At 51.9% G+C, this 24,353-nt stretch carries 19 protein-coding genes and 4 tRNA genes; 16 read left to right on the top strand and 7 right to left on the bottom strand.

Annotated features, from left to right (window positions below):
* Nucleotides 1-88: 88 nt before the first annotated feature.
* Together murB and birA are read left to right on the top strand one after the other, a co-directional pair.
* Nucleotides 89-1,117: a UDP-N-acetylmuramate dehydrogenase gene (gene murB, locus AC3ITF_RS21145; RefSeq protein ID WP_489175999.1), complete on the top strand. Its 1,029-nt coding sequence runs from the start codon at nt 89-91 to the stop codon at nt 1,115-1,117.
* Nucleotides 1,114-2,076 (top strand): bifunctional biotin--[acetyl-CoA-carboxylase] ligase/biotin operon repressor BirA, encoded by a 963-nt coding sequence (gene birA, locus AC3ITF_RS21140; protein ID WP_115259739.1) that lies wholly within the window; start codon nt 1,114-1,116, stop codon nt 2,074-2,076. The genes murB and birA overlap by 4 nt, the downstream gene beginning before the upstream one ends.
* 31 nt (nt 2,077-2,107) lie before the next feature.
* Here birA and coaA read toward each other — a convergent pair whose 3' ends face one another.
* Nucleotides 2,108-3,058, bottom strand: coding sequence for a type I pantothenate kinase (coaA, locus tag AC3ITF_RS21135; RefSeq protein WP_096759485.1), 951 nt, complete (start codon nt 3,056-3,058; stop codon nt 2,108-2,110).
* Between the two features lie 390 nt (nt 3,059-3,448).
* On the opposite strand from coaA, the gene AC3ITF_RS21130 reads away from it, so the two are divergent.
* The 14 genes from AC3ITF_RS21130 to cspE all read left to right on the top strand — a co-directional run bounded on the left by AC3ITF_RS21130 (nt 3,449) and on the right by cspE (nt 18,808).
* Nucleotides 3,449-3,524, top strand: a tRNA-Thr gene (locus tag AC3ITF_RS21130).
* Nucleotides 3,525-3,532: 8 nt separating this feature from the next.
* A tRNA-Tyr gene (locus AC3ITF_RS21125) sits at nt 3,533-3,617 on the top strand.
* A 115-nt stretch (nt 3,618-3,732) separates the two neighbouring features.
* Nucleotides 3,733-3,807, top strand: a tRNA-Gly gene (locus tag AC3ITF_RS21120).
* A 5-nt stretch (nt 3,808-3,812) separates the two neighbouring features.
* A tRNA-Thr gene (locus AC3ITF_RS21115) sits at nt 3,813-3,888 on the top strand.
* Between the two features lie 118 nt (nt 3,889-4,006).
* On the top strand, nt 4,007-5,191 hold the full coding sequence (tuf, locus tag AC3ITF_RS21110) for an elongation factor Tu (RefSeq protein ID WP_096759316.1): 1,185 nt from the start codon (nt 4,007-4,009) through the stop codon (nt 5,189-5,191).
* Nucleotides 5,192-5,420: 229 nt separating this feature from the next.
* Complete coding sequence (secE, locus tag AC3ITF_RS21105; protein ID WP_003033128.1) at nt 5,421-5,804, top strand: preprotein translocase subunit SecE; 384 nt, start codon at nt 5,421-5,423, stop codon at nt 5,802-5,804.
* 1 nt (nt 5,805) lies between these two features.
* Nucleotides 5,806-6,351: a transcription termination/antitermination protein NusG gene (gene nusG / locus AC3ITF_RS21100; RefSeq protein ID WP_003033125.1), complete on the top strand. Its 546-nt coding sequence runs from the start codon at nt 5,806-5,808 to the stop codon at nt 6,349-6,351.
* Between the two features lie 155 nt (nt 6,352-6,506).
* Nucleotides 6,507-6,935, top strand: coding sequence for a 50S ribosomal protein L11 (gene rplK / locus AC3ITF_RS21095; protein ID WP_003033122.1), 429 nt, complete (start codon nt 6,507-6,509; stop codon nt 6,933-6,935).
* 3 nt (nt 6,936-6,938) lie between these two features.
* Entirely contained in the window at nt 6,939-7,646 is a 708-nt protein-coding gene (gene rplA, locus AC3ITF_RS21090) for a 50S ribosomal protein L1 (protein WP_096758782.1), read from the top strand.
* Nucleotides 7,647-8,060: 414 nt separating this feature from the next.
* Complete coding sequence (gene rplJ, locus AC3ITF_RS21085) at nt 8,061-8,558, top strand: 50S ribosomal protein L10 (RefSeq protein WP_007704673.1); 498 nt, start codon at nt 8,061-8,063, stop codon at nt 8,556-8,558.
* Between the two features lie 66 nt (nt 8,559-8,624).
* On the top strand, nt 8,625-8,990 hold the full coding sequence (rplL, locus tag AC3ITF_RS21080) for a 50S ribosomal protein L7/L12 (RefSeq protein ID WP_049842133.1): 366 nt from the start codon (nt 8,625-8,627) through the stop codon (nt 8,988-8,990).
* A 320-nt stretch (nt 8,991-9,310) separates the two neighbouring features.
* The gene (rpoB, locus tag AC3ITF_RS21075; RefSeq protein WP_096758781.1) at nt 9,311-13,339 is read left to right on the top strand and encodes a DNA-directed RNA polymerase subunit beta; all 4,029 of its coding nucleotides are present in this window, start codon (nt 9,311-9,313) and stop codon (nt 13,337-13,339) included.
* A 76-nt stretch (nt 13,340-13,415) separates the two neighbouring features.
* On the top strand, nt 13,416-17,639 hold the full coding sequence (gene rpoC, locus AC3ITF_RS21070) for a DNA-directed RNA polymerase subunit beta' (RefSeq protein WP_115259738.1): 4,224 nt from the start codon (nt 13,416-13,418) through the stop codon (nt 17,637-17,639).
* A gap of 956 nt (nt 17,640-18,595) precedes the next feature.
* Complete coding sequence (gene cspE / locus AC3ITF_RS21065; RefSeq protein WP_096758779.1) at nt 18,596-18,808, top strand: transcription antiterminator/RNA stability regulator CspE; 213 nt, start codon at nt 18,596-18,598, stop codon at nt 18,806-18,808.
* Between the two features lie 117 nt (nt 18,809-18,925).
* Here cspE and thiH read toward each other — a convergent pair whose 3' ends face one another.
* Genes thiH through thiC form a run of 6 tightly spaced genes read right to left on the bottom strand, consistent with a single transcriptional unit; the run spans nt 18,926 to nt 24,290 of the window.
* Complete coding sequence (gene thiH / locus AC3ITF_RS21060; protein WP_096758778.1) at nt 18,926-20,056, bottom strand: 2-iminoacetate synthase ThiH; 1,131 nt, start codon at nt 20,054-20,056, stop codon at nt 18,926-18,928.
* Entirely contained in the window at nt 20,053-20,823 is a 771-nt protein-coding gene (gene thiG, locus AC3ITF_RS21055; RefSeq protein WP_115259736.1) for a thiazole synthase, read from the bottom strand. Before thiG ends, thiH begins: the two co-directional genes overlap by 4 nt.
* 1 nt (nt 20,824) lies before the next feature.
* On the bottom strand, nt 20,825-21,025 hold the full coding sequence (thiS, locus tag AC3ITF_RS21050) for a sulfur carrier protein ThiS (protein ID WP_096758776.1): 201 nt from the start codon (nt 21,023-21,025) through the stop codon (nt 20,825-20,827).
* Nucleotides 21,006-21,764: a HesA/MoeB/ThiF family protein gene (locus AC3ITF_RS21045; RefSeq protein ID WP_489175998.1), complete on the bottom strand. Its 759-nt coding sequence runs from the start codon at nt 21,762-21,764 to the stop codon at nt 21,006-21,008. The genes thiS and AC3ITF_RS21045 overlap by 20 nt, the downstream gene beginning before the upstream one ends.
* Nucleotides 21,757-22,392: a thiamine phosphate synthase gene (gene thiE / locus AC3ITF_RS21040; protein WP_489175997.1), complete on the bottom strand. Its 636-nt coding sequence runs from the start codon at nt 22,390-22,392 to the stop codon at nt 21,757-21,759. Before thiE ends, AC3ITF_RS21045 begins: the two co-directional genes overlap by 8 nt.
* Nucleotides 22,392-24,290, bottom strand: a complete 1,899-nt coding sequence (thiC, locus tag AC3ITF_RS21035) for a phosphomethylpyrimidine synthase ThiC (RefSeq protein ID WP_181506350.1) — start codon at nt 24,288-24,290, stop codon at nt 22,392-22,394. The genes thiE and thiC overlap by 1 nt, the downstream gene beginning before the upstream one ends.
* Between the last annotated feature and the right edge of the window lie 63 nt (nt 24,291-24,353).

Genomic DNA, 24,353 nt, shown 5'->3' with positions numbered 1-24,353 from the left:
AGTGCTCAATATCCCACTCTTCCATAACACAAGCCATCCTGAGGCATATGCGGTAAACTAAGCACGATTTTGCATCAGGAAAGCGTCTATGAATCACTCCCTTAAAGTCTGGAACACCTTCGGTATTGATCAGTATGCTAATGAACTTGTCTGCGCCGAAAATGAGCAACAATTACTGAATGCCTGGCAATCAGCCAATGCATTACAACATCCAGTGCTGATCCTCGGTGAAGGGAGTAACGTCCTGTTTCTTGATGCCTTCTATGGAACGGTGATTGTTAACCGTATTAAGGGCATTCAGGTCACAGAACAACCTGATGCCTGGCATTTGCACGTAGGTGCGGGGGAAAACTGGCATCATCTGGTACAGCATACTCTGCTACTGGGCATGCCAGGGCTGGAAAACCTTGCGCTCATCCCCGGTTGTGTCGGTTCATCGCCGATCCAGAATATCGGTGCTTACGGCGTAGAACTACAGCGTGTCTGTGAATATGTTGATTGCGTTGAACTGTCGACGGGTAAACATTTACGCGTCGCAGCAGCGGAATGCCGTTTTGGCTATCGTGATAGTATCTTCAAACATGAATACCAGGATCGCTTTGCGATCGTTGCAGTTGGGCTGAAACTGCCAAAACAATGGCAGCCGGTGCTGACCTACGGCGACTTAACTCGCCTGGATCCCTCGACGGTGACGCCGCAGCAAGTGTTTGATGCCGTCTGTCATATGCGTACAACTAAACTACCCGACCCTAAAATACAGGGTAACGCGGGGAGCTTCTTTAAAAATCCCGTCGTTACCGCAGAAGTTGCTCAGGTGCTGCTGTCACAATTCCCAACAGCGCCTCATTACCCTCAAAAAGATGGCTCTGTGAAACTGGCTGCTGGCTGGCTTATCGATCAATGTCAGCTAAAAGGGGCGAGTATAGGTGGTGCTGCGGTACATCAGCAACAGGCGCTGGTACTCATTAATGCCAACGATGCAACAAGCCAGGATGTGGTGCAGCTTGCCCATCACGTTCGCCAGAAAGTGGGTGCGAAATTTAATGTCTGGCTTGAGCCTGAGGTCCGATTTATTGGACCTCAGGGGGAAATGAACGCCGTGGAGATCATAGCATGAAGGATCATACTGTACCTCTGACGCTTATTTCATTGCTGGCTGATGGTGAATTTCATTCGGGTGAACAGCTAGGTGAAAAGCTAGGCATGAGTCGTGCGGCTATCAATAAACACATCCAGACGTTACGTGACTGGGGTGTTGATGTATTTACCGTTCCCGGTAAAGGATACAGCTTACCGGAACCTATTCAGCTCCTGGATTCATCAGTTATTCATTCCCAACTGGGTGGTGGAAATATTACCGTCCTGCCGGTCATTGATTCGACCAACCAATACCTTTTGGATCGTATTGGGCAACTGGAATCAGGTGATGCCTGCGTCGCTGAATATCAGCAGGCCGGACGTGGCCGTCGTGGGCGTAAATGGTTTTCTCCGTTTGGAGCAAACCTTTACCTCTCAATGTTCTGGCGTCTGGAGCAGGGACCGGCGGCTGCGATTGGCCTGAGCCTGGTCATTGGTATCGTCATGGCAGAAGTATTACGCGATCTGGGTGCCGATAAGGTGCGCGTGAAATGGCCTAACGACCTCTATCTGCTCGATCGTAAACTCGCCGGCATTCTGGTGGAGCTTACCGGTAAAACGGGTGACGCTGCGCAAATTGTTATTGGCGCGGGTATTAATATGGCAATGCGTCGGGTGGAAGAGAGTGTGGTTAATCAGGGCTGGATTAACCTGCAGGAAGCGGGAATTAACATTGATCGTAACACCCTTGCCGCTCGGTTGATCCGTGAGCTGCGTGCAGCACTCGTACTGTTTGAGCAAGAAGGGCTAACGCCTTATTTACCACGTTGGAAGACGCTGGATAATTTTATCAATCGTCCCGTTAAATTGATTATCGGCGATAAAGAAATATTTGGTGTATCCCGGGGAATAGATGCGCAAGGTGCGCTATTACTTGAACAGGATGGCGTGATCAAACCGTGGATGGGTGGAGAAATATCACTCAGAAGCGCAGGGTAATAAAAAGGGGAGCGATAGCTCCCCTTTTTGTTTATTTCCGTAATCTCACTTGTTCAACAGCATGGTTGGCGCTTTTAGTCATGATTAAGCTGGCTCGCTCACGCGTTGGTAAGATATTTTGTTTTAAATTCAGCCAGTTAATTTCTTTCCAAAGTGTTGTGGCGGTATTGATAGCCTCATCTTCAGACAGTTTGGCGTAGTTATGGAAATAAGAGTCGGGGTTGGTAAATGCCCCTTCACGGAATTTCAGGAAACGATTGATATACCACGTCTGGAGTAATTCTTCTGGTGCGTCAACGTAAATAGAGAAGTCGACAAAGTCAGAAACAAATACATGATGTGGATCGTGAGGGTAATCCATCCCACTTTGTAATACGTTTAATCCTTCGAGAATTAAAATATCGGGTTGTGCGACGGTCTTGTCTCCATCAGGGATCACATCATAGATAAGATGTGAATAAACCGGCGCCGTGACGTTAGGGACACCTGACTTGAGGTCGGAAACGAATTTTACCAGACGGTGCATATCGTAGGACTGAGGGAAGCCTTTCTTCTTCATAAGTCCACGGTCTTTCAACACCTGGTTAGGGTGAAGAAAGCCATCGGTGGTAATCAACTCAACCTTGCGATGCTCAGGCCAGCGACTCAACAATGCCTGCAGGACGCGCGCAGTGGTACTTTTTCCTACCGCAACGCTGCCAGCAATACTGATGATATAAGGAATACGCTCGCCGTTGGTGCCTAAAAATTGCTCCAGCACAGCCTGACGGCGCAGGTTTGAACTGATGTAAAAGTTTAGCAAACGCGATAAGGGCAAATAAATCTCGGCAACTTCTTCCAGCGATAAGTCTTCATTAATGCCTTTCAGACGAGCAATCTCTTCCTCGGTCAGGGTCATCGGCACGGAATCACGAAGCGCAGCCCACTGGTTGCGATCAAACTGTAGGTAAGGCGTCATTAACGCTTGCTCTTTTATACTCATACGCATGGTCTGGCTGTCATTGCGATATCAGGTCAGTAATAAAAAATGAATTCATCCCTGGCACGCAATGGCACGTCACATTTCAGTTAATTTGGACAATGGGCAGGAGGGTAACACCAGATGGGAGGGAATAATAAGAAAAAATCATCCCCTGAAAAGCAATGTGACGGGTATTCCAGATGTAAAAAGAGGCACTTTGCATCAGTTGGTATACATATGATGGAGTAAAACACCTCCTGGACGGTCGTGAAACGTTGTAAATTTGTACAGTCAGGCGCGAGAATAGATTATTTATCGGCCGTATAGTGTAAAATGTGAGCGATAGAACGTTTTATGCGATTTTTTAGTTGCATGAAAGCGCAGGTCTCCATAAAATGCGCGCTACTTGATGCCGACTTAGCTCAGTAGGTAGAGCAACTGACTTGTAATCAGTAGGTCACCAGTTCGATTCCGGTAGTCGGCACCATCAAGTCCGGTGGGGTTCCCGAGCGGCCAAAGGGAGCAGACTGTAAATCTGCCGTCACAGACTTCGAAGGTTCGAATCCTTCCCCCACCACCACTTTCTGGCAGCGTTATCGCCGCCTGGGTTGGTTAGAAAAATTAACCAGCTCAAACAGAAAAGAGAGAAATCTCTTTTTTGTTACAGAAAGAACTGGGTAGCCGAGTTTCAGGATGCGGGCATCGTATAATGGCTATTACCTCAGCCTTCCAAGCTGATGATGCGGGTTCGATTCCCGCTGCCCGCTCCAGACGTGCTGATATGGCTCAGTTGGTAGAGCGCACCCTTGGTAAGGGTGAGGTCCCCAGTTCGACTCTGGGTATCAGCACCACTTCACTTCTCCTTCCCGTTTCTCTCTGTTTACTTTTAAAAGCATTCAACAGTTCAGGTATATTGCCTGGTTGATGTGGTGATATCACCGATTTATCCGTGTCTTAGAGGGACAATCGATGTCTAAAGAAAAATTTGAACGTACAAAACCGCACGTTAACGTCGGTACTATCGGCCACGTTGACCATGGTAAAACAACGCTGACTGCTGCAATCACTACCGTACTGGCTAAAACCTACGGCGGTTCTGCTCGTGCATTCGATCAGATCGATAACGCACCGGAAGAAAAAGCACGTGGTATCACCATCAACACGTCTCACGTTGAATATGACACCCCGTCTCGCCACTACGCACACGTAGACTGCCCGGGCCACGCCGACTATGTTAAAAACATGATCACCGGTGCTGCGCAGATGGACGGCGCGATCCTGGTTGTTGCTGCGACTGACGGCCCGATGCCGCAGACTCGTGAGCACATCCTGCTGGGTCGTCAGGTTGGCGTTCCGTACATCATCGTGTTCCTGAACAAATGCGACATGGTTGATGACGAAGAGCTGCTGGAACTGGTAGAAATGGAAGTTCGTGAACTTCTGTCTCAGTACGATTTCCCGGGCGACGATACTCCGATCGTTCGTGGTTCTGCTCTGAAAGCGCTGGAAGGCGAAGCTGAGTGGGAAGCTAAAATCGTTGAACTGGCTGGCTACCTGGATTCTTACATCCCGGAACCAGAACGTGCGATTGACAAGCCGTTCCTGCTGCCTATCGAAGACGTATTTTCCATCTCCGGCCGTGGTACTGTTGTTACCGGTCGTGTAGAGCGCGGTATCGTTAAAGTTGGCGAAGAAGTTGAAATCGTTGGTATCAAAGAGACTGCTAAGTCTACCTGTACTGGCGTTGAAATGTTCCGCAAACTGCTGGACGAAGGCCGTGCTGGTGAGAACGTTGGTGTTCTGCTGCGTGGTATCAAACGTGAAGAAATCGAACGTGGTCAGGTACTGGCTAAGCCGGGCTCTATCAAGCCGCACACCAAATTCGAATCTGAAGTTTACATCCTGTCCAAAGACGAAGGCGGCCGTCATACTCCGTTCTTCAAAGGCTACCGTCCGCAGTTCTACTTCCGTACTACTGACGTGACGGGTACCATCGAACTGCCGGAAGGCGTAGAGATGGTAATGCCGGGCGACAACATCAAAATGGTTGTTACCCTGATCCACCCGATCGCGATGGACGACGGTCTGCGTTTCGCAATCCGTGAAGGCGGCCGTACTGTTGGTGCGGGCGTTGTTGCTAAAGTTCTGAGCTAATTGCTGATATTATTTGACGCAATGCGCAATAAAAGGGCATCATTTGATGCCCTTTTTATACGCTGTCGAACCAGAACCTGGCTCATCAGTGATTTTTTTTGCCATAATCATTGCTGAGACAGGCTCTGAAGAGGGCGTTTAGTCCGAAACGCACCAGAGCATTTCGGTTTGGATCGCCTCGCGTACGCGGGGTGAAAATGTTTGTAGAATACTTCTGACAGGTTGGTTTATGAGTGCGAATACCGAAGCTCAAGGAAGCGGGCGCGGCCTGGAAGCGATGAAGTGGGTTGTTGTCGCTGTATTGCTGCTTGTCGCTATCGTTGGCAACTACCTCTATCGTGACATGATGCTGCCGTTGCGTGCGCTAGCCGTAGTGATTCTGATTGCTGCAGCGGGCGGTGTCGCGCTGTTGACGACAAAAGGTAAAGCGACCGTTGCTTTTGCCCGTGAAGCGCGTACCGAAGTCCGTAAGGTCATTTGGCCAACTCGCCAGGAAACGCTGCACACCACGCTGATCGTTGCTGCGGTCACTGCGGTAATGTCACTGATCCTGTGGGGACTGGATGGTATTCTGGTTCGCCTGGTATCCTTTATCACTGGCCTGAGGTTCTAAGATGTCTGAAGCTCCTAAAAAGCGCTGGTACGTCGTTCAGGCGTTTTCCGGTTTTGAAGGCCGCGTAGCCACATCGCTGCGTGAGTATATCAAGTTACAAAATATGGAAGAGTTGTTTGGCGAAGTCATGGTGCCGACTGAAGAAGTGGTCGAAATCCGTGGCGGCCAGCGTCGCAAAAGCGAACGTAAATTCTTCCCGGGCTATGTACTGGTCCAGATGGTCATGAACGATGCGAGCTGGCACCTGGTGCGTAGCGTGCCGCGTGTGATGGGCTTTATTGGCGGTACTTCTGACCGTCCAGCTCCGATCAGCGACAAAGAAGTTGATGCGATCATGAACCGCCTGCAGCAGGTTGGCGATAAGCCACGTCCGAAAACGATGTTTGAACCGGGCGAAATGGTTCGCGTTAGCGACGGTCCGTTTGCTGACTTTAACGGCGTAGTTGAAGAAGTGGATTATGAGAAGTCTCGTCTGAAGGTTTCCGTATCTATCTTTGGCCGTGCAACGCCGGTTGAGCTGGACTTCGCTCAGGTTGAGAAAGCCTAACAAGTCGATCAAAAAAGCGGCGATTTAATCGTTGCACAAGGCGCGAGATTGGAATACAATTTCGCGCCTTTTGTTTTTATGGATAGCATCCGTAAAACGAATTTTATCACGGGGAGCCTTTTTGAGGCGCTATAACCCAACTAGAGGAATTTAGAATGGCTAAGAAAGTCCAAGCCTATGTCAAGCTGCAGGTTGCAGCTGGTATGGCTAACCCGAGCCCGCCGGTAGGTCCAGCACTGGGTCAACAAGGCGTGAACATCATGGAATTCTGCAAAGCGTTTAACGCAAAAACTGATTCCATGGAGAAAGGTCTGCCGATCCCGGTTGTTATCACCGTTTACGCTGACCGTTCTTTCACTTTCGTTACCAAAACGCCTCCGGCAGCAGTTCTGCTGAAGAAAGCGGCAGGTATCAAGTCTGGTTCCGGTAAGCCGAACAAAGACAAAGTGGGTAAAATTTCCCGCGCCCAGCTGCAGGAAATCGCGCAGACCAAAGCTGCCGACATGACTGGTTCCGACATTGAAGCGATGACTCGCTCCATTGAAGGTACTGCACGTTCCATGGGCCTGGTAGTGGAGGATTAAGAAATGGCTAAACTGACCAAGCGTATGCGCGTGATCCGTGACAAAGTTGATACAACTAAACAGTATGATATCAACGAAGCTATTGCTCTGCTGAAAGAGCTGGCCACTGCTAAATTCGTAGAAAGCGTTGACGTTGCCGTTAACCTCGGTATCGATGCTCGTAAATCTGACCAGAACGTACGTGGTGCAACTGTACTGCCGCACGGTACTGGCCGTTCCGTTCGCGTAGCCGTATTTGCCCAGGGCGCAAACGCTGAAGCTGCTAAAGCTGCTGGCGCTGAACTGGTAGGTATGGAAGATCTGGCTGACCAGATCAAGAAAGGCGAAATGAACTTTGACGTTGTTATTGCTTCCCCGGATGCAATGCGCGTTGTTGGCCAGTTGGGCCAGGTTCTGGGTCCGCGTGGCCTGATGCCAAACCCGAAAGTTGGTACTGTAACCCCTAACGTTGCTGAAGCGGTTAAGAACGCTAAAGCGGGTCAGGTTCGTTACCGTAACGACAAAAACGGCATCATCCACACTACCATCGGTAAAGTGGATTTTGACGCTGACAAACTGAAAGAAAACCTGGAATCTCTGCTGGTTGCGCTGAAAAAAGCGAAACCGACTCAGGCTAAAGGCGTGTACATCAAGAAAGTTAGCATCTCCACCACCATGGGTGCTGGTGTTGCCGTTGATCAGTCCGGTCTGACCGCGACTGTGGCGAACTAATATTCGCCTTTACGTGGGCGGTGATTTTGTCTACAATCTTACCCCCACGTTTCTGCTAATTGCAGACGTATATCCAAGATATTCAGGCTGTGGCAAGGCGACAACTGAGTGAATCGCCAGGAGCATAGTTAACTATGTGACTGGTGTGAACGAAGGCAGTCAACGCCGTCACAGATTGAATAGCGACAGATAGACAAGATTTGTTCGTTGGAGCCTGGCCTATCCAGGCCTCCGTCGAAGACCGCAGGTGTTTCGAAAGAAGCTTAATGCCCTGCGTAGACGGTGACAGAACGCTAAGATTATTTCTGATACTCTGGCTTGTTTCTGCTCACCGTATTAAGACGCTCTGTCCGTTGGGAAGAGTGAAGTGAGTTCCGGGACATGAGTCCCGGCAAACATCCAGGAGCAAAGCTAATGGCTTTAAATCTTCAAGACAAACAAGCGATTGTTGCTGAAGTCAGCGAAGTAGCCAAAGGCGCGCTGTCTGCAGTAGTTGCGGATTCCCGTGGCGTTACTGTAGACAAAATGACTGAACTGCGTAAAGCAGGTCGCGAAGCCGGCGTATACATGCGTGTTGTTCGTAACACTCTGCTGCGCCGTGTTGTTGAAGGTACTCAGTTCGAGTGCCTGAAAGACGCGTTCGTTGGTCCGACCCTGATTGCATATTCTATGGAACACCCGGGCGCAGCTGCTCGTCTGTTCAAAGATTTCGCGAAAGCGAATGCAAAATTTGAGGTCAAAGCCGCAGCCTTTGAAGGTGAATTGATCCCGGCATCGCAAATCGATCGCCTGGCAACTCTGCCGACCTACGAAGAAGCAATTGCACGCCTGATGGCAACCATGAAAGAAGCTTCGGCTGGCAAACTGGTTCGCACTCTGGCTGCTGTTCGCGATGCGAAAGAAGCTGCTTAATCGCAGTTATCTTTATCAAGCATCTGCTTACGTATAAACTTATTCTGATTTTCAGGAACAATTTAAATGTCTATCACTAAAGATCAAATCATTGAAGCAGTATCCGCTATGTCCGTAATGGACGTTGTAGAACTGATTTCTGCAATGGAAGAAAAATTCGGTGTTTCTGCTGCTGCTGCTGTAGCTGTAGCTGCGGGCCCGGCTGAAGCTGCTGAAGAAAAAACTGAATTCGACGTGATTCTGAAAGGTATCGGCGCGAACAAAGTTGCAGTAATCAAAGCAGTACGTGGCGCAACTGGCCTGGGTCTGAAAGAAGCTAAAGACCTGGTAGAATCTGCTCCGGCCGCTCTGAAAGAAGGCGTGAGCAAAGATGACGCTGAAGCACTGAAAAAATCTCTGGAAGAAGCTGGCGCTGAAGTTGAAGTTAAATAAGCCAACTTTTCTAGTTGCAGCCTAAGAAATTAGGCTGATGGCTGGTGACTTTTTAGTCACCAGCCTTTTTGCGCTGTAAGGCGCCAGTAGCATTTCACACTGTTTGACTACTGTTGTGCCTTTCAATGTTTGTTTCTATCGACGCCTTAATATATTGCGACAGAGCCTCCGCTCTGTGTAAATCGCAACGAAATGGTTTAAGCGTGATAGCAACAGGCATTGCGGAAAGTATTCGATTTTCCGGTCAACAAAATAGTGTTGCACAAACTGTCCCTTCGTCGGACAGATGGGTCGACTTGTCAGCGAGCTGAGGAACCCTAATGGTTTACTCCTATACCGAGAAAAAACGTATTCGTAAGGATTTTGGTAAACGTCCGCAAGTGTTGGACATACCTTATCTCCTTTCTATCCAGCTTGACTCGTTTCAGAAGTTCATCGAGCAAGATCCTGAAGGGCAGTATGGTCTGGAAGCAGCTTTCCGTTCCGTTTTCCCTATTAAAAGCTATAGCGGTAATTCTGAGCTGCAGTACGTCAGCTACCGCCTTGGCGAACCTGTTTTTGACGTTCAGGAATGTCAGATCCGTGGCGTGACTTATTCCGCACCGCTGCGCGTCAAACTGCGTCTGGTGATCTACGAGCGCGAAGCGCCGGAAGGCACCGTAAAAGACATTAAAGAACAAGAAGTCTACATGGGTGAAATTCCACTCATGACTGACAACGGTACCTTTGTCATCAACGGTACCGAGCGTGTTATTGTTTCCCAGTTGCACCGTAGCCCAGGCGTCTTCTTTGACTCCGATAAGGGTAAAACCCACTCTTCGGGTAAAGTGCTTTATAACGCGCGTATCATTCCTTACCGTGGTTCCTGGCTGGATTTCGAATTCGATCCGAAGGACAACCTGTTCGTACGTATTGACCGTCGCCGCAAACTGCCAGCGACCATTATTCTGCGTGCGCTGCAGTACACCACTGAACAGATCCTTGACCTGTTCTTTGAGAAAGTTGTCTTCGAAATTCGTGACAACAAGCTGCAGATGGAACTGGTGCCGGAACGCCTGCGTGGTGAAACCGCCTCCTTTGATATCGAAGCCAACGGCAAAATCTACGTCGAAAAAGGTCGTCGCATCACTGCGCGCCATATTCGTCAGCTGGAAAAAGACGATATCAAGCTTATCGAAGTTCCAGTTGAATACATCGCGGGCAAAGTTGCGGCTAAAGACTACGTTGACGCATCAACCGGTGAGCTGATTTGCGCAGCGAACATGGAGCTGAGCCTGGATCTACTGGCGAAGCTGAGCCAGTCTGGTCACAAGCGTATCGAAACGCTGTTTACCAACGATCTGGATCACGGTGCGTATATTTCTGAAACTATACGCGTCGACCCAACCAACGATCGTCTGAGCGCGCTGGTAGAAATCTACCGCATGATGCGCCCTGGTGAGCCGCCGACTCGCGAAGCTGCTGAAAGCCTGTTCGAGAACCTGTTCTTCTCCGAAGACCGCTATGACTTGTCTGCGGTTGGTCGTATGAAGTTCAACCGTTCTCTGCTGCGTGACGAGATCGAAGGTTCCGGTATCCTGAGCAAAGACGACATCATCGAAGTGATGAAGAAGCTCATCGATATCCGTAACGGTAAAGGCGAAGTCGATGATATCGACCACCTCGGTAACCGTCGTATCCGTTCCGTTGGCGAAATGGCGGAAAACCAGTTCCGCGTTGGCCTGGTACGTGTAGAGCGTGCGGTGAAAGAGCGTCTGTCTCTGGGCGATCTGGATACCCTGATGCCTCAGGATATGATCAACGCCAAGCCGATTTCTGCCGCAGTGAAAGAGTTCTTCGGTTCCAGCCAGCTGTCTCAGTTTATGGACCAGAACAACCCGCTGTCTGAGATTACGCACAAGCGTCGTATCTCTGCCCTCGGCCCAGGCGGTCTGACCCGTGAACGTGCAGGCTTCGAAGTTCGAGACGTACACCCGACTCACTACGGTCGCGTATGTCCAATCGAAACCCCTGAAGGTCCGAACATCGGTCTGATCAACTCCCTGTCCGTGTACGCACAGACTAACGAATATGGCTTCCTTGAGACGCCGTATCGTAAAGTGACTGACGGTGTTGTTACCGACGAAATTCATTACTTGTCTGCTATCGAAGAAGGCAACTACGTTATCGCTCAGGCGAACTCCAACCTGGATGACGAAGGCCACTTTGTAGAAGACCTGGTAACATGTCGTAGCAAAGGCGAATCCAGCTTGTTCAGCCGTGACCAGGTTGACTACATGGACGTATCCACCCAGCAGGTGGTATCCGTCGGTGCGTCCCTGATCCCGTTCCTGGAACACGATGACGCCAACCGTGCATTGATGGGTGCGAACATGCAACGTCAGGCGGTTCCGACTCTGCGTGCTGATAAGCCGCTGGTTGGTACCGGTATGGAGCGTGCTGTTGCCGTTGACTCCGGTGTTACTGCTGTTGCTAAGCGTGGCGGTACCGTTCAGTACGTTGATGCTTCCCGTATCGTTATCAAAGTTAACGAAGACGAGATGCATGCGGGCGAAGCGGGTATCGACATCTATAACCTGACCAAATACACCCGTTCTAACCAGAACACCTGTATCAACCAGATGCCTTGTGTCTCTCTGGGCGAGCCGGTTGAACGTGGTGATGTGCTGGCAGACGGTCCGTCCACCGACCTTGGTGAACTGGCTCTGGGTCAGAACATGCGCGTGGCATTCATGCCATGGAACGGTTACAACTTCGAAGACTCCATCCTCGTTTCCGAGCGTGTTGTTCAGGAAGACCGTTTCACTACCATCCACATTCAGGAACTGGCATGTGTGTCCCGTGACACCAAGCTGGGGCCGGAAGAGATCACCGCTGATATCCCGAACGTGGGTGAAGCTGCGCTCTCCAAACTGGATGAGTCCGGTATCGTTTACATTGGTGCAGAAGTCACCGGTGGCGACATTCTGGTAGGTAAGGTAACGCCGAAAGGTGAAACCCAGCTGACCCCAGAAGAGAAGCTGCTGCGTGCCATCTTCGGTGAGAAAGCGTCTGATGTTAAAGACTCTTCTCTGCGTGTACCAAACGGTGTTTCCGGTACGATTATCGACGTTCAGGTCTTTACTCGCGATGGCGTAGAAAAAGACAAACGTGCGCTGGAAATCGAAGAGATGCAGCTGAAGCAGGCGAAGAAAGACCTGTCTGAAGAACTGCAGATCCTCGAAGCTGGCCTGTTTAGCCGTATCTACGCGGTGCTGGTTGCCGGTGGCGTTGAAGCTGAGAAGCTCGACAAACTGCCGCGCGATCGCTGGCTGGAACTCGGCCTGACCGACGAAGAGAAACAAAATCAGCTGGAACAGCTGGCTGAGCAGTACGACGAACTGAAACACGAATTCGAGAAAAAACTCGAAGCGAAACGCCGTAAAATCACTCAGGGCGACGATCTGGCACCAGGCGTGCTGAAGATTGTTAAGGTTTATCTGGCGGTTAAACGTCGGATCCAGCCTGGTGATAAGATGGCAGGTCGTCACGGTAACAAGGGTGTTATCTCTAAGATCAACCCGATCGAAGATATGCCACACGATGCTAACGGTACGCCGGTTGATATCGTACTGAACCCGCTGGGCGTACCATCGCGTATGAACATCGGTCAGATCCTTGAGACCCACCTGGGTATGGCTGCGAAAGGTATCGGCGAGAAAATCAACGCCATGCTGAAGCAGCAAGAAGAAGTCGCCAAACTGCGCGAATTCATCCAGCGTGCCTACGATCTGGGTACCGACGTTCGTCAGAAAGTTGACCTGAATACCTTCAGTGATGAAGAAGTTCTGCGTCTGGCTGAAAACCTGAAAAAAGGTATGCCGATCGCAACGCCGGTCTTCGACGGTGCGAAAGAGTCTGAAATCAAGGAACTGTTACAGCTGGGTGGCCTGCCGACTTCTGGTCAGATCACACTGTTCGACGGTCGTACCGGTGAGCAATTCGAGCGCCAGGTTACCGTTGGCTACATGTACATGCTGAAACTGAACCACTTGGTTGATGACAAGATGCACGCGCGTTCTACCGGTTCTTACAGCCTGGTTACTCAGCAGCCGCTGGGTGGTAAGGCTCAGTTCGGTGGTCAGCGCTTCGGGGAGATGGAAGTGTGGGCGCTGGAAGCATATGGCGCGGCATACACCCTGCAGGAAATGCTCACCGTTAAGTCTGATGACGTGAATGGTCGTACCAAGATGTATAAAAACATCGTGGACGGCAACCATCAGATGGAACCAGGCATGCCAGAATCCTTCAACGTACTGTTGAAAGAGATTCGTTCGCTGGGTATCAACATCGAGCTGGAAGACGAGTAACTCTCGCTCAAACAGGTCACTGGTGCCGGGGTAAGACCCGGCGCCAGATTGTGCTAACTCCGACGGGAGCAAATCCGTGAAAGATTTATTAAAGTTTCTGAAAGCGCAGACTAAAACCGAAGAGTTTGATGCGATCAAAATTGCTCTGGCTTCGCCAGACATGATCCGTTCATGGTCTTTCGGTGAAGTTAAGAAGCCGGAAACCATTAACTACCGTACGTTCAAACCTGAGCGTGACGGCCTTTTCTGCGCCCGTATCTTTGGGCCAGTAAAAGATTACGAGTGCCTGTGCGGTAAGTACAAGCGCCTGAAACACCGTGGTGTGATCTGTGAGAAGTGCGGCGTTGAAGTGACCCAGACTAAAGTACGCCGTGAGCGTATGGGCCACATCGAGCTGGCGTCTCCGACTGCGCACATCTGGTTCCTGAAATCACTGCCGTCCCGTATCGGTCTGTTGCTCGATATGCCGCTGCGTGATATCGAACGCGTACTGTACTTCGAATCATATGTTGTTATCGAAGGCGGTATGACCAATCTGGAACGTCAACAGATCCTGACTGAAGAGCAGTATCTGGACGCGCTGGAAGAGTTCGGTGACGAATTCGACGCGAAGATGGGTGCGGAAGCTATCCAGGCCCTGCTGAAGAGCATGGATCTGGAGCAAGAGTGTGAAACTCTGCGCGAAGAGCTGAACGAAACCAACTCCGAAACCAAGCGTAAGAAGCTGACCAAGCGTATCAAACTGCTGGAAGCGTTCGTACAGTCTGGCAACAAGCCAGAGTGGATGATCCTGACCGTTCTGCCGGTTCTGCCGCCAGATCTGCGTCCGCTGGTTCCGCTGGATGGTGGTCGTTTTGCGACTTCTGACCTGAACGATCTGTATCGTCGCGTCATTAACCGTAACAACCGTCTGAAACGTCTGCTGGATCTGGCGGCGCCAGATATCATCGTACGTAACGAAAAACGTATGCTGCAGGAAGCGGTTGACGCCCTGCTGGATAACGGTCGTCGCGGTCGTGCGATCACCGGTTCTAACAAACGTCCTCTGAAATCTTTGGCCGATATGATCAAAGGTAAGCAGGGTCGTTTCCGTCAGAACCTGCTCGGTAAGCGTGTTGACTACTCCGGTCGTTCTGTTATCACCGTAGGTCCATACCTGCGTCTGCATCAGTGCGGCCTGCCGAAGAAAATGGCACTGGAACTGTTCAAACCGTTCATCTACGGCAAGCTGGAACTGCGTGGCCTCGCCACCACCATTAAAGCCGCTAAGAAAATGGTTGAGCGTGAAGAAGCTGTCGTTTGGGATATCCTGGACGAAGTTATCCGCGAACACCCGGTACTGCTGAACCGTGCACCAACACTGCACCGTCTGGGTATCCAGGCATTTGAACCGGTACTGATCGAAGGTAAAGCTATCCAGCTGCACCCGCTGGTTTGTGCGGCATATAACGCCGACTTCGATGGTGACCAGATGGCTGTTCACGTACCGCTGACGCTGGAAGCCCAGCTCGAAGCGCGTGCGCTGATGATGTCTACCAACAACATCCTGTCCCCGGCGAACGGCGAACCTATCATCGTTCCGTCTCAGGACGTTGTATTGGGTCTGTACTACATGACCCGTGACTGTGTTAACGCCAAAGGCGAAGGCATGGTGCTGACTGGCCCGAAAGAAGCTGAGCGTATCTATCGCGCTGGCCTGGCCTCTCTGCATGCGCGCGTTAAAGTGCGTATCACCGAATACGAAAAAGATGAAAACGGCGAATTCGTTGCGCATACCAGCCTGAAAGACACGACCGTTGGCCGTGCTATTTTGTGGATGATCGTACCGAAAGGTCTGCCTTTCTCCATCGTCAACCAGGCGCTGGGTAAGAAAGCTATCTCCAAAATGCTGAACACCTGTTACCGCATTTTGGGCCTGAAGCCGACCGTTATCTTCGCTGACCAGACCATGTACACCGGCTTTGCCTATGCAGCGCGCTCAGGCGCATCTGTTGGTATTGACGACATGGTTATCCCAGAGAAGAAATACGAGATCATCTCTGAAGCGGAAGCTGAAGTTGCTGAGATCCAGGAGCAGTTCCAGTCTGGTCTGGTTACCGCGGGCGAACGCTACAACAAAGTTATCGATATCTGGGCTGCGGCGAACGATCGTGTATCCAAAGCGATGATGGACAACCTGCAAACCGAAACTGTTATTAACCGTGACGGCGTCGAAGAGCAGCAGGTTTCCTTCAACAGCATCTACATGATGGCCGACTCCGGTGCGCGTGGTTCTGCAGCACAGATTCGTCAGCTGGCAGGTATGCGTGGTCTGATGGCGAAGCCGGATGGCTCCATCATCGAAACGCCAATCACCGCGAACTTCCGTGAAGGTCTGAACGTACTCCAGTACTTCATCTCTACTCACGGTGCGCGTAAAGGTCTGGCGGATACCGCACTGAAAACAGCAAACTCCGGTTATCTGACACGTCGTCTGGTTGACGTCGCGCAGGATCTGGTTGTGACTGAAGATGACTGCGGCACACTGGAAGGCATCACCATGACCCCGGTTATCGAGGGTGGTGACGTTAAAGAGCCGCTGCGCGATCGCGTATTGGGTCGTGTGACTGCTGAAGACGTTCTGAAGCCGGGCACCGCGGATATTCTGGTTCCACGCAACACGCTGCTGCACGAGCACTGGTGTGACCTGCTGGAAGAGAACTCCGTTGACTCCGTCAAGGTACGTTCCGTTGTATCTTGTGACACCGACTTTGGTGTATGTGCGCACTGCTATGGTCGTGACCTGGCACGTGGCCACATCATCAACAAAGGTGAAGCCATCGGCGTTATCGCGGCACAGTCCATCGGTGAACCGGGTACACAGCTGACGATGCGTACGTTCCACATCGGTGGTGCGGCATCTCGTGCGGCTGCTGAATCCAGCATCCAGGTGAAAAACAAAGGTAGCATCCGTCTGAGCAATGCGAAGTCGGTTGTGAACTCTGCCGGTAAGCTGGTAGTGACCTCGCGTAACACCGAGCTGAAACTGATCGACGAATTCGGTCGTACCAAAGAGAGTTATAAAGTGCCTTACGGTGCTGTTATGGCGAAAGGTGATGGCGAACAGGTTACTGGCGGCGAAACCGTAGCAAACTGGGATCCACATACCATGCCTGTCATCACTGAAGTAAGTGGTTTCATCCGCTTCACTGACATGATCGACGGCCAGACCATTACTCGTCAGACCGACGAGCTGACCGGTCTGTCTTCTCTGGTGGTTCTGGATTCTGCAGAGCGTACTGCAGGTGGTAAAGACCTGCGTCCGGCACTGAAAATTGTTGATGCTAACGGTAACGACGTTCTAATCCCAGGTACCGATATGCCTGCGCAGTACTTCCTGCCGGGTAAAGCAATCGTCCAGCTGGAAGATGGTATCCAGATCAGTGCGGGTGATGCTCTGGCGCGTATTCCTCAGGAATCAAGCGGTACCAAGGACATCACCGGTGGTCTGCCACGCGTTGCGGATCTGTTCGAAGCACGTCGTCCGAAAGAGCCAGCTATCCTTGCGGAAATCAGCGGTATCATTTCCTTCGGTAAAGAAACCAAAGGGAAGCGTCGTCTGGTTATCACCCCGTTAGACGGCAGCGAACCGTACGAAGAGATGATTCCGAAATGGCGTCAGCTCAACGTGTTCGAAGGTGAACGTGTAGAACGTGGTGACGTTGTTTCCGACGGTCCGGAAGCACCGCACGACATCCTGCGTCTTCGTGGCGTACACGCGGTAACGCGTTACATCACCAACGAAGTTCAGGACGTTTACCGTCTGCAAGGCGTTAAGATTAACGATAAACACATTGAAGTTATCGTTCGTCAGATGCTGCGTAAAGCGACCATTGACAGTGCTGGTAGCTCCGACTTCCTGGAAGGCGAACAGGTTGAATACTCCCGCGTCAAGATTGCTAACCGCGATCTGGAAGCGAACGGCAAAGTTGCGGCAACTTACTCTCGCGACCTGCTGGGTATCACCAAAGCGTCTCTGGCAACCGAATCGTTCATCTCTGCCGCATCGTTCCAGGAGACCACGCGTGTCCTGACCGAAGCAGCCGTTGCGGGTAAACGCGACGAACTGCGTGGCCTGAAAGAGAACGTTATCGTGGGTCGTTTGATCCCTGCCGGTACCGGTTATGCGTACCACCAGGATCGTATGCGCCGTCGCGCAGCGGGCGAACAGCCGGCAGCGCCTCAGGTTACTGCGGAAGATGCATCTGCCAGCCTGGCAGAACTGCTGAACGCAGGTCTGGGCGGTTCTAACAACGATTAATCGTTGCTGACCGTAATGAAAAACCCGCCTCGGCGGGTTTTTTTTTGCCTGACATGCAGTCTTATGAATACTGTCAATAAAGACATGTCATTAAAAACAGTATTGACACTGTTTTTAAAATCCGTATGTTAATACTTAACAGCAGCGAAAGAGTAGTTAGCTGTTAAAGCAGTAAGAGTTAGTAGAGTTCGATAGGGGGATTGCGATAAAGGCCACGAAGTATTTTGTTGTATGGGGTAGTCGACGTTGAAGTTATTTTATTTCACATCGACGATGCTTTAAGGCTACGTAGTTGATATATGTAATCGCAAAAAGTTAAGTAAGCGCGACGATGTAAGGCCATGATTTAAAAGTTAATGTTTGCGGTTTCCATTATTGAGCAATCGCAAGGGAAGTCAGGCAACGCATCAAAGAGTATATGTCGCGAGGGGAAGTGTACTTGTTTAGGCCGCCATTCTTGAGTGAATTCATCAAGCTGGCGAAATATGTTTAACGGTAAATAGAGGAAGGTTCGTTAGTAGCATTCTCCAATATTATCTGTGGTAAACGTGTACATTTAAAATGTAGTACAAACAGCAGTATCAAATTGTAAGTCAATTAATGTTAAATCTGAAGTTTGTAGTAACTTAAAGCCCTGGCTGCAACGGTCAGGGCTTTTATTATATATACATCAAGGTGTTATCTTAGGCTCTTAACCAAATCAGCTCAACATTTCACCAGTTAAAGGCATTAAATAAATTAATGCTTGCGTAATGATTAGAAGTAAGGCTACTATAGCTGCATCGGTTTGGAACACAGACCTTATGAAAGCAGTTTTAGTAAAGCAGTTCTCAGTTCAAGCGTTATCCTCAGATACTCTTCTTCATGAGCCTCCTCCTAAGTGCCCAATAAGTTAATTTCTGCAAAACAGGCCATCTTCGCTGCATAAGCGGCTCAAAATATGAAAGGAAGTATCTATGTCTAACAAAATGACTGGTTTAGTAAAATGGTTTAACTCTGAGAAAGGCTTCGGCTTTATCACTCCTCAGGACGGTAGCAAAGATGTGTTTGTGCATTTTTCCGCTATCCAGAGCAACGATTATAAAACCTTAGACGAAGGCCAAAAAGTCGAGTTCTCCGTTGAGAACGGCGCGAAAGGCCCGTCTGCTGTTAACGTTATCGCGCTGTAATCGCCGATAATCTCACGAACGCTTACGATAGCGATGAAGGCCAGAGCCTGAGCAGATAAGTGATAGTGAATAAAAAACCCGCGAAAGCGGGTTTTTTCGTTTTTACATCCGGATTCACTACATCTGTGACGCACGTCCGAGAAAACTATCCCAGTCTTTCCACACGGGCTGTAAACCCTGCGCACTGAGTGCTGCGGCAACATCTTCAGGGCGCCGATCATCATGCGGAGAAAACTGTTCCAGCTCCGGGTGATTGTCGGCATAGCCGCCGGGCTGCGTCTTTGAGAAGGCGCTGACGTTATTGATTGCTAGCGGAATGACGTGGTCGCGAAACCACGGTGATTCACGCGTGGAGAGCGACAGCTCGATGTCCGGCGCCAACAAGCGAAACGCACAAATGGTTTGTACCAGTTGACGCTCATCCATAATCGATGCCGGTTCAATACCTCCGGTACATGGGCGCAGGCGTGGGAACGAGATTGAATAACGGCTTTGCCAGTAATGTTGCTGCATCCATAGCAAATGCTCGGCTACCATATAGCAATCAACCCGCCAACTGTCAGACAAGCCAATCAGTGCCCCAAGGCCAATTTTGTCGATACCGGCGTGACCAAGTCGGTCCGGCGTTTCCAGCCGCCAAAAGAAGTCCTGCTTTTTTCCCTTCAGATGGTGCCGGGCATAAGTCGCCTCATGGTAGCTCTCCTGATACACCATCACACCGTCCAGACCGAGTATCTTTAGCTCAGCATATTCAGCAACTGACAGCGGTTGTACCTCCATCTGTAGCGAAGAAAACTGACGACGGATGGCGGGTAAATGGCGGCGAAAATAGTCCATGCCGACTTTCGCCTGATGCTCGCCGGTGACCAGCAACAGATGCTCAAAACCCAGCTCGCGGATCGCCGCACACTCCCGTTGAATCTCTGATTCATCCAAAGTTTTACGCTTGATGCGGTTGCTCATGGAGAAGCCGCAGTAAGAGCAGTCGTTGGCGCACAGATTCGAAAGATACAGCGGTACGTAAAAGCTGACGGTATTACCAAAGCGTTGGCGGGTCAGCTTTTGCGCTCGCTGCGCCAGCGGCTCCAGATAATCAGCGGCGGCTGGCGAGAGCAGCGCCATCAGGTCATCACGACTCAGCTGTGCAGTGTTAAGTGCGCGCTCGACATCGGCGGCGGTTTTGCCGTTAATGCGCAGATGGATATCATCCCACTCCAGCTGTCGCCAGCGATCGCTGAAGGTTTTCATGCTGAGACCTCCAGAAATCCGGTCAATGGGCTGGTGGCGCAAGCATTGGTACTTCGGCTCCCCGGAACGGCCTGACGTGCCAGAAGGCCCGCTTCAACCGCCAGCCGGAACGCCGTCGCCATCATTACCGGGTCGTCCGCTACGGCAATCGCCGTGTTGACCAACACCGCGTCGGCCCCCATTTCCAACGCCTGCGTGGCATGGCTGGGCACACCGATCCCGGCATCAACCACCACTGGGACGGTGGCCTGCTGAATAATGATCTCCAGCATGGCGCGGGTTTCCAGGCCCTGATTTGAGCCAATGGGCGCACCGAGCGGCATGACCGCCGCACAGCCCACTTCTTCCAGCCGCTTGCACAGCACCGGGTCCGCGCCGCAGTAGGGCAGCACCACGAAACCCTGCTTCACCAGCGCCTCGGCGGCTTTCAGCGTTTCGATAGGATCTGGTAACAGCCATCGAGCGTCAGGATGTATTTCTAATTTCAGCCAGTGCGTCCCCAGCGCTTCGCGCGCCAACTGCGCGGCAAAAATAGCTTCATCCGCCGTTTTCGCCCCTGAGGTATTCGGCAGCAGCGTTACCCCTGCCTCGACCAGTGGCACCAAAATGGCATCGTTGTGCTGGCGTAAATCCACGCGCTTCATTGCCAATGTCACCAGTTGGCTACCGGAGGCGCGAATGGCGTCGACCATCAGTTGCGATGAGGCAAATTTCCCCGTGCCGGTGAACAGATGTGAATCAAACGTTTTGTCGGCAATACGTAGCATATCAACCCCCTGCAATAACCTGAAAAAGCAGGATCTGGTCGCCTTCCTGCACGATTTGCTGTTCCCACTGCTCGCGCGGCAGGATCTGCTGATTCAGCGCCAGCGCTATCCCCGGCTTGAGCTGATTAAGCTCTGCCAGCAGCGCGCTGATATTTTGCCCCTCGGCACACTGTACTGGCTCATCATTGAATTGGATCTGCATGTTGCCCTCCGCATACCGGACAACCGCGGGCGCGGCGTAACGCCAGGCTACGCCACTGGCTGGTTTTACCATCGAACAGGCGTAATTCACCGCTTAGGGTTTCAATACCGCTGAGAAGTTTGATGGCTTCCAGCGCCTGCAGGGTACCCATGATGCCAACGACCGGACCGACAATGCCTGCGGTACGGCAGTTGCGTTCGGGCTCGATGTCATCCGGCCACAGACAGCGGTAGCAGCCCTGTTCCCACGGCGGCGTCAGCACCATCAATTGGCCTCCAAAGCCAACAGCGCTGGCAGTGATAAGTTGTGTATTCAGGGCGACGCAGGCGGTATTGATCGCCTGACGCGTCGCCATATTGTCGGTGCAGTCGAGCACCACGTCAGCGCGCGCCACCGCGTGCCTGAGCGCATCGCCTTTCAGGCGCTGCTGTAGCGCGACCAGTTCGATATCCGGGTTGAGCCGTGTCAGTCTCTGTTGGGCCATCTGGGATTTTGACCGGGCGATATCATCAGTCGTGAACAGGATCTGGCGCTGAAGATTACTCAGATGCACGTCGTCGTCGTCCACTAGCGTCAATGTGCCTACTCCCGCACCCGCCAGATACAGCGCGGCAGGGGAGCCTAATCCGCCCAAGCCAACAATCAGCACGTGGCTGTTGAGCAGTGTCTGCTGGCCCTCTATCGCAATATCACCGAGTAAAATCTGGCGGCTATAGCGCATAAAATCGCGATCATTCATCGCCTGCTCCTGCAATTGAAAGCAGCTGTGACGTGGCACCTCGCCAGTCAGCGGCCTGCGTGATGGCGCTGACTACCGCAATGCTGCCCACCCCGGTCGCCAGCACAGCCGGTGCCCGCTCAAGGCTGATACCGCCAATGGCGACAGTAGGGTAGTCAGCCAGTCGTTCGATATGCGTGGCGAGTTGTACCAATCCCTGTGGGGCAGATGGCATCGGCTTGGTTTGTGTCGGGAAGACGTGACCCAGTGCGATGTAAGAAGGGCGCGCGGCCAGCGCCACGTCAATCTCCATATCATCGTGGGTGGATACCCCAAGACGTAACCTTGCGGCCTGAATCGCCTTTAGGTCGGTGGTTTCAAGATCTTCCTGGCCCAGATGTACCCCGTAAGCATGGTGTTTAATCGCCAGTCGCCAGTAGTCATTGATAAACAGACGGGCATCGTAGCGACGCCCCAGTTCAATAGCGGCAATCACGTCGGCTTCGACCTCTTCGTCGCGTTTATCTTTGATTCGCAGCTGGATAGTACGTACGCCTGCATCAAGCAGGCGTTCAATCCACGCAATGCTGTCGACCACCGGGTACAGCCCGAGGCGGAAAGGTACCGTTGGGAATTCAGGCTGATACATCAGGCTTCCTCCTTTTTCAGGTAGATTTCACCGCCTTTGGCGCGGAAGTTCTCCGACATACCCGCCATCCCCACTTCGATGGTTTGTGCGGCAGCGTAGTCGCGCACTTCCTGGCTGATTTTCATCGAGCAGAATTTCGGCCCGCACATTGAGCAGAAGTGAGCGACTTTGCCGGACTCCTGTGGCAGGGTTTCATCGTGGTAGGCGCGGGCGGTGAACGGGTCGAGCGCCAGATTAAACTGGTCTTCCCAGCGGAATTCGAAGCGCGCTTTTGACATGGCGTTATCGCGGATCTGCGCACCCGGATGCCCTTTAGCTAAATCGGCGGCATGCGCGGCAATCTTGTAGGTAATCAACCCCTGCTTCACGTCTTCTTTGTTCGGCAGGCCGAGGTGCTCTTTTGGCGTGACGTAGCACAGCATCGCGCAGCCAAACCAGCCAATCATTGCCGCACCAATACCGGAGGTGAAGTGGTCATAGCCCGGCGCAATATCGGTCGTTAATGGCCCTAAAGTGTAGAACGGCGCTTCATGGCAGTGTTCCAGCTCTTCGGTCATGTTGCGCTTAATCATCTGCATCGGTACGTGGCCAGGGCCTTCAATCATCACCTGCACGTCATATTCCCAGGCAATTTTGGTCAGCTCGCCCAGCGTATGCAGCTCAGAGAACTGCGCTTCGTCGTTGGCATCTTGAATGGAACCCGGACGCAGGCCGTCGCCCAATGACAGGGAAACGTCATAGGCGGCACAGATTTCACAGATTTCGCGGAAGTGCTCGAACAGGAAGTTTTCTTTGTGATGGGAGAGGCACCATTTCGCCATGATGGAACCGCCGCGCGAGACAATTCCGGTCAGGCGTTTAGCGGTCATCGGCACATAGCGCAGCAGCACACCCGCGTGGATAGTGAAATAGTCGACACCCTGTTCGGCCTGCTCCAGCAGCGTATCGCGGAACGCTTCCCAGGTGAGATCTTCGGCGATCCCGTTGACCTTCTCCAGTGCCTGGTAGATCGGTACGGTGCCGATCGGCACCGGGCTGTTTCGCAGGATCCATTCGCGGGTTTCGTGAATATAGCGACCGGTGGACAGGTCCATCACCGTATCCGCCCCCCAGCGCGTGGACCACACCAGCTTTTCCACTTCTTCTTCGATGGAGGAAGTGACCGCTGAGTTACCGATGTTGGCATTGACCTTCACCAGGAAATTACGTCCGATGATCATCGGCTCTGATTCCGGGTGGTTGATGTTGGCGGGGATGATGGCGCGCCCGGCAGCGACTTCATCACGCACGAATTCCGCCGTGATATTTTCCGGCAGGCTGGCGCCAAAGCTCATGCCTGGATGCTGGTGGCGCAGCACTTCACTGCGAATGCGCTCGCGGCCCATATTTTCGCGGATAGCGATAAACTCCATCTCCGGAGTGACGATGCCCTGGCGCGCGTAGTGCAACTGGGTCACGCAGCGGCCGGTTTTGGCGCGCTTAGGCGTCAGCAAGCCGTTGAAACGCAGCTCGTCCAGGCCATCATCGGCCAGGCGCTCTTTGGTGTAGGCGGAGCTACGGTCGTCCAGCTCTTCGCTGTCATTACGTGCGGATATCCACGGCTGGCGCAGTTTTGCCAGACCCTGCTGGACGTTAATCGCCACATCAGGATCGCCATACGGGCCAGAGGTGTCATATACCGGCACGGCTTCGTTCTCTTCGTACTGCGGGGTATCTTTACTGCCGCCAATGAGCGTCGGGCTGAGCTGGATTTCACGCATAGGAATACGGATATCTGGCTGTGAACCAGCAATATAGATGCGTTTTGAGTTAGGAAAGGCGGTCCCTTCCAGGGTGTCGATAAAGTGTTGGGCCTGGGCGCGCTGTTCGCGGCGGGATGGTTTAGTAGTGGCAGACATAGCTCATTCCAAAAAGTAAGGATATGGCTTGTCAGACGACGGATGAAGCAAGAGGGAAGATCG

This window comes from Citrobacter sp. KH_055_1 (assembly GCF_057838705.1).
Note: the sequence above shows the minus strand (reverse complement) of the source record. Positions and strands in the feature narration are given on the sequence as shown.